The sequence below is a fragment of the Thermoactinomyces intermedius genome (assembly GCF_013912365.1).
Taxonomy (GTDB): Bacteria; Bacillota; Bacilli; order Thermoactinomycetales; family Thermoactinomycetaceae; genus Thermoactinomyces; species Thermoactinomyces intermedius.
The window spans coordinates 39,207-52,738 of record NZ_JACETT010000059.1 but is presented as its reverse complement, the minus strand read 5'-3'; the positions used below and the strand labels follow the sequence as shown (position 1 = coordinate 52,738).

Annotated in this window: 17 protein-coding genes and 1 riboswitch; of the genes, 5 read left to right on the top strand and 12 right to left on the bottom strand. The window is 49.1% G+C overall.

Features of this window, described 5'->3' with window-relative positions; all coding sequences use genetic code 11:
- Window positions 1-103: 103 nt before the first annotated feature.
- Together pckA and udk are read left to right on the top strand one after the other, a co-directional pair.
- Window positions 104-1,681 carry a phosphoenolpyruvate carboxykinase (ATP) gene (pckA, locus tag H1R82_RS12900; protein WP_181731567.1) on the top strand — a complete coding sequence of 526 codons (1,578 nt, stop codon included), beginning with the start codon at window positions 104-106 and terminating at the stop codon, window positions 1,679-1,681.
- A 128-nt stretch (window positions 1,682-1,809) separates the two neighbouring features.
- The gene (gene udk, locus H1R82_RS12895; protein ID WP_181731566.1) at window positions 1,810-2,490 is read left to right on the top strand and encodes a uridine kinase; all 681 of its coding nucleotides are present in this window, start codon (window positions 1,810-1,812) and stop codon (window positions 2,488-2,490) included.
- Between the two features lie 28 nt (window positions 2,491-2,518).
- On the opposite strand, the gene H1R82_RS12890 is transcribed toward udk, so the two are convergent.
- The 8 genes from H1R82_RS12890 to H1R82_RS12855 all read right to left on the bottom strand — a co-directional run bounded on the left by H1R82_RS12890 (window position 2,519) and on the right by H1R82_RS12855 (window position 7,954).
- Window positions 2,519-2,944, bottom strand: a complete 426-nt coding sequence (locus H1R82_RS12890; protein WP_037992978.1) for a hypothetical protein — start codon at window positions 2,942-2,944, stop codon at window positions 2,519-2,521.
- Window positions 2,945-3,250: 306 nt separating this feature from the next.
- Window positions 3,251-3,640, bottom strand: coding sequence for a glycine cleavage system protein GcvH (gene gcvH, locus H1R82_RS12885; RefSeq protein ID WP_049720543.1), 390 nt, complete (start codon window positions 3,638-3,640; stop codon window positions 3,251-3,253).
- A gap of 16 nt (window positions 3,641-3,656) precedes the next feature.
- A complete protein-coding gene (locus tag H1R82_RS12880; protein ID WP_232333929.1) occupies window positions 3,657-4,103 on the bottom strand; it encodes a TlpA family protein disulfide reductase in 447 nt (148 codons plus the stop codon).
- A gap of 96 nt (window positions 4,104-4,199) precedes the next feature.
- Entirely contained in the window at window positions 4,200-4,556 is a 357-nt protein-coding gene (locus H1R82_RS12875; RefSeq protein WP_181731565.1) for an arsenate reductase family protein, read from the bottom strand.
- 51 nt (window positions 4,557-4,607) lie between these two features.
- Window positions 4,608-5,165 carry a cob(I)yrinic acid a,c-diamide adenosyltransferase gene (locus tag H1R82_RS12870; protein WP_181731564.1) on the bottom strand — a complete coding sequence of 186 codons (558 nt, stop codon included), beginning with the start codon at window positions 5,163-5,165 and terminating at the stop codon, window positions 4,608-4,610.
- Window positions 5,162-5,962: a heme ABC transporter ATP-binding protein gene (locus tag H1R82_RS12865; protein ID WP_181731563.1), complete on the bottom strand. Its 801-nt coding sequence runs from the start codon at window positions 5,960-5,962 to the stop codon at window positions 5,162-5,164. Before H1R82_RS12865 ends, H1R82_RS12870 begins: the two co-directional genes overlap by 4 nt.
- A 13-nt stretch (window positions 5,963-5,975) precedes the next feature.
- Window positions 5,976-7,001: a FecCD family ABC transporter permease gene (locus H1R82_RS12860; RefSeq protein WP_181731562.1), complete on the bottom strand. Its 1,026-nt coding sequence runs from the start codon at window positions 6,999-7,001 to the stop codon at window positions 5,976-5,978.
- Window positions 6,998-7,954 carry an ABC transporter substrate-binding protein gene (locus H1R82_RS12855; protein ID WP_181731561.1) on the bottom strand — a complete coding sequence of 319 codons (957 nt, stop codon included), beginning with the start codon at window positions 7,952-7,954 and terminating at the stop codon, window positions 6,998-7,000. The genes H1R82_RS12860 and H1R82_RS12855 overlap by 4 nt, the downstream gene beginning before the upstream one ends.
- Window positions 7,955-8,091: 137 nt before the next feature.
- Window positions 8,092-8,283: riboswitch (cobalamin riboswitch) on the bottom strand.
- 74 nt (window positions 8,284-8,357) lie between these two features.
- Between H1R82_RS12855 and H1R82_RS12850 the strand changes: the two genes are divergently transcribed.
- Window positions 8,358-9,212 (top strand): alpha/beta hydrolase family protein, encoded by an 855-nt coding sequence (locus tag H1R82_RS12850; RefSeq protein WP_181731560.1) that lies wholly within the window; start codon window positions 8,358-8,360, stop codon window positions 9,210-9,212.
- 39 nt (window positions 9,213-9,251) lie between these two features.
- Window positions 9,252-9,572 (top strand): metal-sensitive transcriptional regulator, encoded by a 321-nt coding sequence (locus H1R82_RS12845; protein ID WP_181731559.1) that lies wholly within the window; start codon window positions 9,252-9,254, stop codon window positions 9,570-9,572.
- A gap of 249 nt (window positions 9,573-9,821) precedes the next feature.
- Here H1R82_RS12845 and H1R82_RS12840 read toward each other — a convergent pair whose 3' ends face one another.
- Both H1R82_RS12840 and H1R82_RS12835 read right to left on the bottom strand, forming a co-directional pair.
- Window positions 9,822-10,697: an SDH family Clp fold serine proteinase gene (locus H1R82_RS12840; protein WP_181731558.1), complete on the bottom strand. Its 876-nt coding sequence runs from the start codon at window positions 10,695-10,697 to the stop codon at window positions 9,822-9,824.
- 20 nt (window positions 10,698-10,717) lie between these two features.
- Window positions 10,718-10,909 carry a hypothetical protein gene (locus H1R82_RS12835; protein WP_181731557.1) on the bottom strand — a complete coding sequence of 64 codons (192 nt, stop codon included), beginning with the start codon at window positions 10,907-10,909 and terminating at the stop codon, window positions 10,718-10,720.
- Between the two features lie 143 nt (window positions 10,910-11,052).
- Between H1R82_RS12835 and H1R82_RS12830 the strand changes: the two genes are divergently transcribed.
- Window positions 11,053-11,847 carry a DUF2797 domain-containing protein gene (locus H1R82_RS12830; protein ID WP_309544835.1) on the top strand — a complete coding sequence of 265 codons (795 nt, stop codon included), beginning with the start codon at window positions 11,053-11,055 and terminating at the stop codon, window positions 11,845-11,847.
- A 6-nt stretch (window positions 11,848-11,853) separates the two neighbouring features.
- Here the strand turns inward: H1R82_RS12830 and H1R82_RS12825 are convergent, their stop codons facing one another.
- Entirely contained in the window at window positions 11,854-12,411 is a 558-nt protein-coding gene (locus tag H1R82_RS12825; RefSeq protein ID WP_181731556.1) for a glycerol-3-phosphate acyltransferase, read from the bottom strand.
- A gap of 31 nt (window positions 12,412-12,442) precedes the next feature.
- On the bottom strand, window positions 12,443-13,486 hold the full coding sequence (locus tag H1R82_RS12820; protein ID WP_181731555.1) for a YkvI family membrane protein: 1,044 nt from the start codon (window positions 13,484-13,486) through the stop codon (window positions 12,443-12,445).
- Between the last annotated feature and the right edge of the window lie 46 nt (window positions 13,487-13,532).

Below are 13,532 nucleotides of genomic sequence, written 5' to 3'. Positions count from 1 at the left end.
AATGAATGATCCTATTCACCTTATCCGGGCAATTATGTTATACTAATCGATGATTTAATATATCACAATCGATTCGGAATCTCATAAAAAGGTGGATGTAAACATGAGCATGGTTATCCCGACGAAAAATGAACCTTCTCTTCACCTCGGGGGAAAATTGCACATCAACCTCCCTGTCAGCCAATTGGTGGAACACGCCATCTTGAGAAACGAAGCCGTTTTGACGGAATCCGGCGCCATTTGCGCAACCACAGGGGCTTTTACCGGACGTTCACCCAAAGACAAATTCATCGTTCAGGAACCTTCCGTCGCTGAACACATCGACTGGGGAAGCGTTAATCAACCCATGGAACCGGAGAAGTTTGAACGTTTATTAAAACGGTTACAATCCTATCTGGCAGAAAAAGAACTCTACATTTTTGACGGTTTTGCCGGCGCAGACCCTGCTTACCGCCTGCCGATCCGGGTCATCAATGAGTATGCTTGGCAAAACCTGTTCGTACATCAGCTTTTCATTCGCCCTTCAAAAGAAGAACTGGAAGCGCACGATCCGGAATTCACCGTGATTTGTGCCCCGGACTTCAAAGCCGACCCGAAATCGGACGGAACCCGGTCCGAAACGGTGATTGCCGTCAGCTTTGAGCACAAAATGGTGCTCATTGCGGGAACCCGTTATGCAGGGGAAATGAAAAAATCCATCTTCAGTGTCATGAATTACCTGTTGCCGGAACGCGGTGTGCTGCCGATGCATTGTTCGGCAAACATCGGGAAGGAAGGAGATGTGGCCCTCTTTTTCGGACTGTCGGGAACCGGAAAAACAACGTTGTCCGCAGACCCTGAACGCTCGTTGATCGGAGATGACGAGCACGGCTGGTCCGATAAAGGGGTGTTTAACATGGAAGGCGGTTGCTACGCCAAATGCATCGGCCTGACCGAAGAAAAAGAGCCGCAAATCTACCGTGCCATCCGCTTTGGCTCCGTATTGGAAAATGTCGTGGTGGATCAAGACGGCGTTCCCGATTACGCGGACGCTTCGTTAACCGAAAACACGCGCGCCGCTTATCCCATTCATCATATTTCCGGATCGGTCATTCCGGGGATCGCCGGACACCCGAAAGTCATTCTCTTTTTGACAGCGGATGCTTTCGGCGTATTGCCCCCGATTTCCAAGTTGACGCCGGAACAAGCCATGTATCATTTCTTGTCCGGCTATACGAGCAAGCTGGCCGGAACCGAACGGGGAGTCACGGAGCCGGAAGCCACTTTTTCCACATGTTTCGGTGCCCCGTTCCTGCCCCGCCCCGCATCGGTTTACGCGGAAATGTTGGGCGAAAAAATTGACAAACACCAAGTCGATGTTTACCTGGTCAACACCGGCTGGACCGGCGGGCCTTACGCGACCGGCAAACGCATGGATTTGAAATATACGCGCGCCATGGTCCGTGCCGCCATTTCCGGGGAACTGAAAAAAGCGGATTATGAAACGGATCCCGTTTTTGGTTTGTCCATGCCCAAAACCTGCCCGGACGTCCCGGATGAAATATTGAATCCGCGCAACACCTGGGACGATCCCAAAGCTTATGACGAAAAGGCACAGGAACTGGCCCGGCGGTTCCACACCCATTTCGCTAAATTTAAACATATCAAGGATGAAATCCGCAACGCCGGCCCCCGGCTCTGAACTTTTCTTTTAAAAACAGCTCTTATTTTTCAAGAGCTGTTTTTTATTAACAAAAACGCTTATTTTATATTTTTTGATATCCTGTTATCTATTGAAATCAATGTAATCTATTGGTATGATCAGCAAAGATGAAGCTTGGACGAAAGAAAGGAAGCTCAGTCATGTCAACAAAACCTGTCATTATCGGAGTTGCAGGAGGAACCGGTTCAGGAAAAACGACCATTGCCAAAAAACTGGTGGAACAGTTTTCGGAATCAGTGGTTTATCTGGAACAAGATTCTTATTATAAAGATCAATCCCATTTACCTTTTGAAGAACGCATCAAAACCAATTACGACCATCCTTTGGCCTTTGACAACGATTTGTTGTATCAACATCTCCTTCAGCTGAAAACCTACCAACCGGTTCAAAAACCCGTTTATGATTATGCACGGCATACCCGGGCAAAAGAATCCGTACATCTCGAACCCAAAGATGTCATCATCTTGGAAGGCATTTTGATTTTGGAAGATGAACGTTTGCGCAATCTGATGGATATCAAAATTTTTGTTGACACGGATGCGGATGTCCGGATTTTAAGAAGAATTGACCGCGACATCAAAGAAAGAGGAAGAGATCTGGATTCGGTGATCAACCAGTATCTGACCGTTGTGCGTCCGATGCACATGCAATTCATCGAACCGAGCAAACGTTATGCCGACATCATCATTCCTGAAGGAGGGCACAATCAGGTGGCCATCAATCTTTTGGTCAATCAAATCCGGACTTATTTGCAAAAGACTCCTTCCTTTTCCAATAAAAAAGCCTAGATCGCTTACACGACCTAGGCTGGATTTCTTATTTGCTTTCTTCTTTCTGCTCTTCGAGCTCTTTCAGCTGATCGCTTAACACGTGGAGACGATGCTTCAATTCTTCGCCCCACTCTTTATCATTTAATACTTTTGATACTCTCAACAAGTCAAGTGAATGATCAATTTGTTCGCGCAAGATGGGTTCAAAGTCTTCAGACTCTTGAAAACTTACGCCATATTCTTTCCATTCAGCGATCATTTCGGGGGTAATGGTATCTCGGAGGGTGACTTCTCTTACGCGATCTTCCCGAGCGTACTCCACCACTAGCTCGAACTCTTCTCTCACCGATGGATGAACTTGAACGTCATGGCAAACCGGACAGTACATCAGTGGCACCTTATGAACCATGACGGACTCTGAACGATACGATCCGATAAATCCGATGGTTGATGCGCCACAACAATAACTCATCTGCGATCCCCCCTGTCCCACTCATGATCGGCGACATATCCTGGTGCGATTTGGTTCCATAGAGTATAAGGCGTCTTACATATATTTTATCACAAATCACTATTATCCAAACATATTTATACAAAGAAAAAACATGACAATTTTTTCTGTTCACCGAAAATCTTCACTTTTAAAAATCTCCCGATCCGGGAAAGGGGAGCGCCCGGGCCGCCGGAAGGCAAAAAAATATCCTCCTGTCAAAAAACCTCTTTTGCACCGAGATTTTCCTTCAGGAGGACAAATCAGGCCGTGACGGCACATTAAGAATCAGTCTTCTTCACTGACCATCGCTTCATATTGGCTTGCATCCAACAATTTCTCCAGTTCGGAGGGATCGGACATTTCCAACACGATCATCCAACCGTCTCCATAAGGGGATTCATTCACATTTTCCGGCGAATCTTCCAGTCCGCTGTTCACCTCAAGAACTTTTCCGCTGACCGGAGCATAAAGTTCCGAAACCGTTTTCACGGATTCGACACTGCCAAACGATTCTTCGGCAGCCAGTTCCTGTCCTGCCTCAGGCAATTCCACAAAAACAATGTCTCCTAACTGGTCTTGGGCAAAGTCCGTAATCCCGATGCGAACTTTGTTGTCTTCCAAAGTTTCCACCCATTCATGTTCTTTGGAATACCGCAGTTCTTTTGGCACGTTCATTGTTCGATTCCCTCCGTTATTCAATTTCTCCCGACATCCGTTCCAGCGGGCGCTTTAACATGGACAATGCCCTGGCGCCTCCGAAACGGTGTCTTAATTGACCTTTGGCATCGAATAAGTAAAATGCCGGTACATACTCATTCTCAAAGGCATCCACAACAGCGTGCCTGTTATCGATCCCTTGAGGATGTTTCAATTCATATTTTACGATAGTTTCTTTCACCGCGTCTACATCTGTATCTTTTTCCGAACGCGGGACATGAATACCTATAAATTCCACCTGCGGATGTTCTTCCCGCAGTTTGTTCAATTCTTTAAACCCCATCTTGCACAACTCGCAACTGACGGACCAGAAATGAACAAGCACAGGTTGTCCCGTGAGGTCGTCGTTTGAAACCTTTTGATTCACCCATTCCGTGACGCCGCCGATGTCCGGCAATGCCGCCTGCAACCGCAGGACCATGTGCCATTCCTCCCATCCCGTACGGACAAAGGCCCGACAGATTGTCAGGCCTTCCGGCTTGCTTGCCCGTAAACTTTTTTCAGACCCAATGTCACTTTACAGCCATTTTTCTTTGAACTCTTCTTCTTTAAAACCGACCGTGACCTGGTTTCCGTCGGTAATAAGCGGCCGCTTAATCAGCATCCCGTCCGACGCCAGAAGATCCAACTGCTCTTCTTCGCTCATCTCTTTCAGCTTTTTGGACAATCCGAGTTCACGGTATTTCTTGCCGCTGGTGTTGAAAAACTTTTTGACGGGTTGTCCGCTTATGGAAACAAACTGAGCCAATTCATCGCGGGAAGGAGGGTTTTCGACAATATTTTGCTCAGTGAACTGCACTTCGTGTTCCTCCAAAAATTTTTTGGCCTTACGGCACGTCCCACATTTCGGATACCAGTACATTTTCAGTGCCAATTTCAGCCCTCCTTGTTGGACATCATTATTCTTATTCTATCCTGAATAAAATCATTTGAACACTTGGCCGCCTCTTTTATATTCCACATCCGCCACATTTTCCCTCACATTGGCCACCCTTGCCGCGACGAAGAAAAAGTCGGACAAGCGGTTTAAGTAGCGGCGGACTTCCTCATTGGTCTTTTGTTCACGGCACAACGTCACCACCATGCGTTCCGCCCGGCGCACCAGTACGCGGCAAATGTGCAATGCGGCCGCTCCCCGGGTTCCTCCCGGCAAAATAAACCGTTTTAACTCCGGGCACTCTTTCTCATACTGATCAATCCAGTTTTCAAGGCGACGGACCATCTCTGCATTCACCTTATACTGCCGCTTTTCCCCCGCTTGTGCCAGGTCGGCTCCGGCATCAAACAATTCATGTTGGATTTCGGTCAAATGCCCGATCAGATCGGCATACTTTTCGTCATCCAACCGGGTGATGGCATCTCCGACAAACGCATTCAGCTCATCGACGGTCCCATAGGCTTCCACGCGGATGTCATCTTTATCCACACGTCCGCCGATCACACTGGTTTTTCCTTCATCTCCCGTACGGGTGTAAATTTTCACGATATCTCCTCCTGATAAACACCCTTGGCGGATGTTAAAAGAATTTGCGGAACATGGTGGGTCGGGTGATCAATGATAACCGGCCTGACGCCATATACTTCTTCAACAAGGCCGGGCTCGATCACCTCCCTCGCCGTGCCGGTTCTTACCAGCTTTCCGTCTTTCAGCACCAGAAGCGCGTCACAATATTGGGCGGCCAGGTTTAAATCATGCAGGACCACAATCACCGTCAATCCGTCCCTTTTTTGCCAGTTTTTCAACCGGTCCAGCACTGCCAGCTGATAGTGAATGTCCAAATAAGTGGTCGGTTCATCCAATATCAGCAACCGGGGCTCCTGCGACATCACCCGGGCGATGGATACCCGTTGCCGTTCCCCTCCGCTCAATTCGGAATACAGACGATGTCTGACCGGATAAACCTGTGTTTCCCGCATGACCCGGTCCACCACCATCCGGTCTTCCCCGGTCTGTCCGAAAAAGCGGCGGCGATAGGGATAACGTCCCATGAAAACAACTTCTTCAGCCGTGAAAGAAAGATCCGAAACCTGTTCCTGCGTCAATACCGCCCATTTTTTGGCCCTTTCTCTGAGCGGATACGATTCGAGCGGCTGACCATCCAACCAAACTTTTCCGGCATCCGGAGCATCCTCCCCGGTGAGAAGGCGCAGCAATGTGCTTTTTCCGCTTCCATTCGGACCGATGATGCCCAACATTTCCCCGGGTTTGACTTGAAAAGAAATCTCTTTCAACACCCAGCGTTGCCCCAACTTTTTCGCCAGTCCGGCCGCTTTTAACATCGTTTGTCTCCTTTCATCCCTGACTTCTCTGATGTCTGCGCAAAATGCCCGCGAAAAAAGGAGCCCCCACAAAGGCTGTCACCACACCAATCGGAAGTTCCTGAGGGGCCAGCACCATCCGGGACAACCCGTCGGCCCAAATGAGAAAGGAAGCCCCGAACAACGCCGACAAAGGAAGCAAAAACCGGTGATCGGCCCCCGTCAACATGCGCATGATGTGAGGGACCACCAATCCGACAAAACCAATCATTCCCGAAACGGCGACAGCCGCACTGGTCATCAGGGAAGCGATGATCAATAAAAAAATCCGCATTTTCTCCACATGGACGCCAAGATGGTGAGCCGATCTTTCTCCCAACGCCATCAAATTCAGTTCCCGTGAAAACCGCCAGCAAACGAAAAAGCCGATGAGAAAAAATGGCAGCATCAAACCGATGTGTTGCCACCCACGAAAAGCAAAACTGCCCATCAGCCAAAATTGAATCCGCTGCATTTCCTCCGGGGAAGTCGAAATGGCCAAGGTCAACACCGCGCTGAAGAACGCTTGGATCACCACACCGGCCAGAATTAATGACGTCGCCTGCGACGCTCCCCGTCCTCTCCCCAGCTGAAGCACCAACAAAAGCGCCAGACAAGCTCCCAGAAAAGCGAAAAGAGGAAGCATCCAGCCGGACCGGTTCCCCCAGCCGGTGATGATGGCCAAAGCCGCTCCGACAGCCGCACCGGAAGACACCCCCAAGATATACGGGTCCGCCAAATGGTTTTTGAGCAATCCCTGATAAATCACTCCGGCCGTCGCCAGACAAGCTCCGACCAACCCCACCAACAACACGCGGGGAAGCCGCAACTCCCAAATAATGGCGGCGTCGGCTTCATCCATGTTCACCCCGTCCATCAGGCCGGTATGTTGCAAAATGACTTTCCACACCGTCCAAAACCCGACATGCGTGCTTCCCAGAAAAACCCCGAGGGAAACGGAGAGGATCAGGGCGATCAACAGCCCTCCTCCCCACAACCACTTCATTTTGCCGATCGTCATCGGGCACTCTCACCAAACCGGTCAGGATACAATGTTTCCGCCAATTGTTTGACCCCATCGTAAACACGCGGACCGGGACGGCTCAACAAATCCGGCTCCAGTGCGTAAACCCGGCCTTCCTGAATGGCACGGATGGATTGCCAGCCTGCCCTTTTCTTGATTTCTTCGGTATCGCCATGCAACGAAACAATCACATCCGGATTCCATTTCACCACTTGTTCCGGAGAAACTTTGGGCCATCCTTTCAGCCCTTGCGCCACGTTTTTTCCGCCGGCCAATTGGAGCAATTCATGCATAAAGGTGTCTCCCCCGACCGTATACAAGTTGCCGTCCAATTCAATCCACACTTTCACCCGTTTTTCTTCCGGGATTTGAGCCACCTTGGCATAAACCGCCCGCAATTGTTTTTCCATTTTGGCAACCAATTGGTCCGCCTCTTTCAGATGATTGGTTGCTTGCGACAAGATGACAATGGACTCATAAATCTCTTTGGTGCTTTTGGGATCGGCCACCAACACGGGAATCCCCATTTTTTTCAATTGATCCAGGACTTGTTTTTCATTTCCGGAACTTGCCACAACCAGATCCGGCTTTAAAGCCACCACTTGTTCCGCATTGATTTGGAATGCACTGACTTTGGGCAAATTTTTGACTTCTCCCGGATAATCATCCTGATCGGACACCGCGACCACTTGCTTTCCCGCACCCAGCGCAAATAAAAGTTCCGTGTTGCTCGGCATCAGGGATACGATACGCTTCGGCTCTTTTTCAATCTGAACCTGATTGCCTGTCTGATCTTTCAGGGTCAGCGGATAATGGACGCTTCTGTCTTGCATCGGCCCGTATTGCACGGCCGAATCATCCTGGTTTTGCGGAGAACAGCCGGCGATTCCGCCGATCAGGACCAAAAGTGCGATCCCCAGGGAAAAAACTCTCCACTTGCATTGTTTCATGTTTGAACCCCTCTCTGTTGCCAATAAAAAAACCCGTGCTGACGGGGCACAGGAGTTACATGCATGCAAAACACCAGCCCGGCATGAGACACACAACGGGCCAAGTGCATACGTCTCTCCTCACCCCCGAAGGAGAACGTAAGTAAACAGAAAAGGCAGGTCTCCTGGCTTATGGGTCATCGTCAGGCTCGCCTTCCCGTTTTCTTGCGAAAACAGTGGCATCAAGAGCCGTCCTCCCCAAATACAGTGGCGGGGCCGCGCCGGATTCCAACCGGTCTTCCCTATTACCTTTCTCCTGTCGGAGAAAGACCTTTTCTTCTATTCACTTCGTTCGTTATCATTATAAAAGAAAGGAAAACGGGTTTCAATTTTCAGACCTGCAGCGGAAGGGAGAGACAACACTTTGCTTAAAAAATCTTTTTCTTTCGATTTGGGAAAAGAAAATCGTGTCATCCGCGGAGATGTCCGCTTGCCGAAACTGCAATCACCCTCGCCGGTCCTTTTCATTTGCCACGGTTTCAAAGGATTCAAGGATTGGGGGTTTTTCCCCGTATTGGCCGAAAAACTGGCAGAAACCGGCTTTGTTGCCGTCACGTTTAACTTTTCCATGAATGGAATCGGCGAGGATTTGGAAAACTTTACGGAGTTGGAGAAATTTTCATTGAACACCTTCAGCCGGGAACAGGAAGATTTGGCCTTTTTGATCCAAAAGGTCCGCGAAGGGGACTTTCCGCATGCGGATGCCATCGATCCGGGACGAATCGGACTTTTCGGCCACAGCCGCGGAGGAGGCAACAGCCTGATCCATGCCTTGGATCACCCGGACCGGATCAAAGCGGTTGCCGTTTGGAACAGCATTCACCGGGCCGACTTCTTTGCTCCCGAAGTGATGGACGACATCGAGCGCAAGGGTATCGGCTATGTATCCAATGCACGCACCGGACAACTTTTGCCCGTCCGCCGGGAAGTCATCGAGGACATCCGGCAGAACCGGGAACGGTTTGACATCAAAAAACGGCTTTCCGACCTGCATATTCCTCTGCTCATCGTGCAAGGAACCGAAGATCTCCCCGGCTTCTTGGAAGGAGCACAAGAAATGGCTGATTTGGCAGACAAGGCCTCTCTCTGTCTCATCGAAGGGGCCAATCACACCATGGGTGCGGTCCATCCTTTTGAAAAAATGACTCCTCAGCTGGAAGAAGCAATTCAAGCCACCTCCTCTTTTTTTCTGAAGCATTTGTCTCCTGAACAGGTATAATGATAGCAAGTGCATCATTGTAAAAAGCAGGTGAATGGTATGCAAACGCAGAAACCGTCTTCGGATTGCCCGGCGGGGGCACCCCGGAAAAGCCACCACCCCGACAAAGTGAAAAACAATCTGATTTCCCGGCTCAACCGCATTGAAGGACAAATTCGTGGCGTCAAAAAAATGATCGACAATGATACTTACTGTGATGATGTGTTAAATCAGATTGCAGCGATCCAATCGGCTTTAAACAGTGTGGGCAAAATTCTTCTGGAAGGCCATTTGAGAAGTTGTGTGGTGGAACGTCTCCAAGAAGGGGAAATGGAAGTGATTGACGAACTGCTTGTCACCATGAATAAGTTGATGAAATAAGCGTGAAAATGCAGACAGGTTGGCGGATCCCGCCAACCTGTCTGCTTAAGGGGGTCAAACGTTTTGGATTTCTACTTGCCATCAGTGACGCGTGAGAACATGAGATCATCCATTTACAATCGGAAAGGAAAGTTGGTTTCCCTGCTCCATCCATTGTTGCATCTTTGTGCTGCGTCTGTTTGCTTCTCTGTCTATTATAACGGATCATGCTTCGGAAAAGTTTCAACAAAAAATGAAAAAAATAAAATTTTAAACCATGATGGAGACATCATGACTTTCAAACAGCTTCACGGCGGTTTTCTCACGCATATACACCAAGTAACGCGTGTAAAGCCGCCACATCCCCTGCCAGAATTCATCCCCGGCCGGCAGGTACACCACTTTCAACCCGATCGCTTTGGCCTCCTCATACCCGATGACTGAACCGTGATTCGGATATTTGTCGATGTTGATCAACGTCTCGGCAATCCGCTTGGCCTTCAGCGGATTGTTTTTATGCATGGACCGGCTCAACCACTTGACGGCCAAACGTTTTGAATGTTCAATCGATTTATGGCAGAAGTCGATCAATGCCGCATCCACGCCCTGCAAAAAAGGGAGGTAGGCTGCATTTAAAGGTTGTCCATTCGCATGCTCTTTTTTAATCAATTCGAGTCCGTTCAGGAACGCTTGAGCGGGCCGGTATTGATAACCGAGCACGGTCGGAATCGATACCTGAGGATCGATCGGACCCAGTTCCGATGTGTCGCTCATCACGATTTCATCCGCAGCCAGGCTGATCAAGGTGGCCGCACTCTTGGCTGCCTGCGGGACAATCACCCGAAGATGCCTGGTTTTGGAAAACAGCGTGTGCACCAATGTTTCCGCCGCATTCGGATCGCCTCCGGGGCTTTCGATGATCAAATCCACATCACACTGGTCCTCCAAAGAAGAAACAATCTCATAAAACGGAGCAATATCTTCCCGGGTAATGGCACTGTCCGGATGTGTCAGGTTCGCCATGTACACCAAAATGCGGCGTCCCGTCTTCTTTTCCAATTCCCTCATCAATGCCTGCCGTTCGTACCGGTCGCGATGGACAGCGTGGTAAAGAGGACTTTGCTTCGGAAAGTGTTGGTGATCCATGGAATCTCCTTCTCTTTTCATTATTGGCTTTGATAGGGTCGCCCGTACAACTTTTCTTTCGTCGGCTTGATCCCCAATGCCTCCATATCCCTTTTCAGCTTTTGCACCGATTTGGCAAAGCAATCAAAATCGTTCCGGTTGTTTTCGCGCAACAATTTCTCTTTGGCTAGAAGGAGTGTGTCAAACATCGCTTGCTTCCCTCCTTGTCTCATTCGCAAGCTCCTTTTTTTAGTATACTATATGCATTCCCTTTCCGAAAGATCACGGTGATTCTCCCGACTTTTCATTGTTGGGCACTTTCCCGTTTGCTATACTAATATATTAAGTCGATTCCATAAAGATAAGGAGTTTTACAGTGAAATGCACCGGATTTTTAGAGCCGCTGAAGCATCGCCCTTCCCGGCCTGTACAATATGAGCTGAAAGTGGATGACCAAGTCATCCCTTTGAACGATTATTTGGGCAGGGAAATGGAAATCCGATTTCTTGATGAGTTAAGATGCCGGTATTGCGGTCGGAAAACCAAAAAATTTTACGGCAACAACAGCTCATGCTTTCCTTGTTTTAAAAAACTCCCGATCAATGACCTTTGCATCGTCAAGCCGGAATTGTGCCATTTCCAGCAGGGAACTTGCCGGGACAACGCCTTCGGTGAGCAACATTGCATGTGCCCCCATATTGTTTACCTCGCTTTATCCAGCGATATCAAAGTCGGCATCACGCGAAAAAGCAACCGGTTCAACCGCTGGATCGATCAAGGGGCGGTACAGGCATTGCCCATTTTGGAAGTGGCCACACGCAAAGACGCCGGCGAAGCGGAAATCTTCCTTTCCCAATTCATCACGGACAAAACCAACTGGCGCAAAATGCTGAAAAATGAAATCAACGATGCGGATTTGTATGAAACCCGGAAAGAACTGATCAAAAAACTGCCGGAACGATTCCAGCCTTACATTCTTCCTGAGACGGAAATTCATGAATTCACTTATCCCCAGCTTCAAGTTCCCGATAAAATCACTTCCCTGAACTTTAAAAAACAACCGGCTTTCCGCGGAACATTGATCGGCATCAAAGCACAATACTTAATCTTTGACACCGGAGTGTTTCAGGTGCGCAAACATGCCGGATACAAAATTTCCATTTCGCTTTGAGCATTTTTAATGTATCCGGCGAAAGAACTTTTTAAACCGGTACGGCGGTTCCAAATTCCGGCGGATGTGCCGCCAATTCGGCTTCATCCTAAAGAGAATGAGGCTTCCCAAAACCAAAATGACCAGCCAGGCATAAAAATGGGTCACCAGAATCAATCCGAGAACAATCATCGCCATAGTCGTAAGCAGTGTGGACAAAAACAGATAACGGGTAAACAGCAAACTGAAAAAATAAATAATGATTCCCACCAAAACCAGCACAGGGCTCAAAATCAGCAATGCTCCCGCGGCGACGGTCAATCCGTAATTCCCTTGAAAACCCAAAAACACAGAATACATGCTGCCGGCGACAACCAAGACCGCCGCCAGACACGCTCCCGGCCAACCTCCCAAAGCCATGCCGAAAAGGGTGGCCGCCATTCCTTTTACCAAGTCGATCACAATCATTAAAAAATATTCGCGCGGCTGCAATCGGGACCGGAACGGATGCTTTCCCAAAGCCCAGAGATGAAGCGGCAAAGCCCCCATCAGATAAGCGCCGGCCACGATATACACAAAATGCATGCCGTCCCCTCCTTCCCCGTTTTTTAACAATTTATGCCGGCAAACGGCAAAGTGCCAACCGGATCAGGGTCATCAGCCCGGCATAACCGAAAAAAGGGTACAAAAACCCGATCAACACCGGAAAACCGAACAAGGAAAACAAATAGCCCAATCCAAAGATCACGGCCATCACGGTCGCCGGACGGTACGGAATCCATGGTTTCAAACTGACCGTCAACCCGTATACATTACCGATGAGAGTTGTCAAAATCTCCGCCCACATCACCAACAAAAAAAAGTATTTGAGCCCGGCACCCAAACGGCTGATGACAAAAGCCATGGGAATCTTCAGATGAGACACATCCGTCCAATATATCTGCATGGCGAGGTTGCTGGCAAAAAGCATCAACCCCAATCCCAAGCCGCCCAACAGCCCTCCCGCCATCACCACAGGCTCATCGGCCACTTTGGCCCCCAACGGAATCAAGACCGCCTGCATCAACGACAAATTATAAGCCACGTAAATGAGGGACGGCACCAGCCAATGATAGCGGGACGGCCCCAATGGAAAGGGCATATAAGAAGACCAATCCGCTGTCTTCCAGGTATGAAGCGCAACCATTCCGATAAACAGAAGCATCATGGGAACGACCAGGGAATTGACCGACAAGATGCCGTCCATTCCCCTTAAAATCACGACATATGCAATGAAGATCGTCGCCAGGACCCCCAGATGAAAAGACAAGCCAAGTTGTTCTTCAAACAAAGCTCCCGAGCCGGACAACATGGCGGTTGTGATGCCGAATAACATGAGACTGATCAACCGGCTCATCCATTTCCCCCAATATTCGCCAAACAAATAACAGTTGAAATCTTCATAAGAAGGGGTGCCCAACCGGCTTCCCAAAAGAAGCATGCGAACCCCCAGCCACGAAAACATCCCGACGGCAAACAGGACTGCCCAAATGCTGTCTTTCCCATGAGAAGTAAAAAACTGCATGATTTCCTGTCCGGAAGCAAATCCGGCCCCCACCGCGGTTCCCGCATAGACAAAACTGATCCGGAGAACCAAACTCCATCGCCTCAGTGACCACATACAACCCTAACTCCTTTGTCCGACTGTCAGGACTAGTTTATGATCA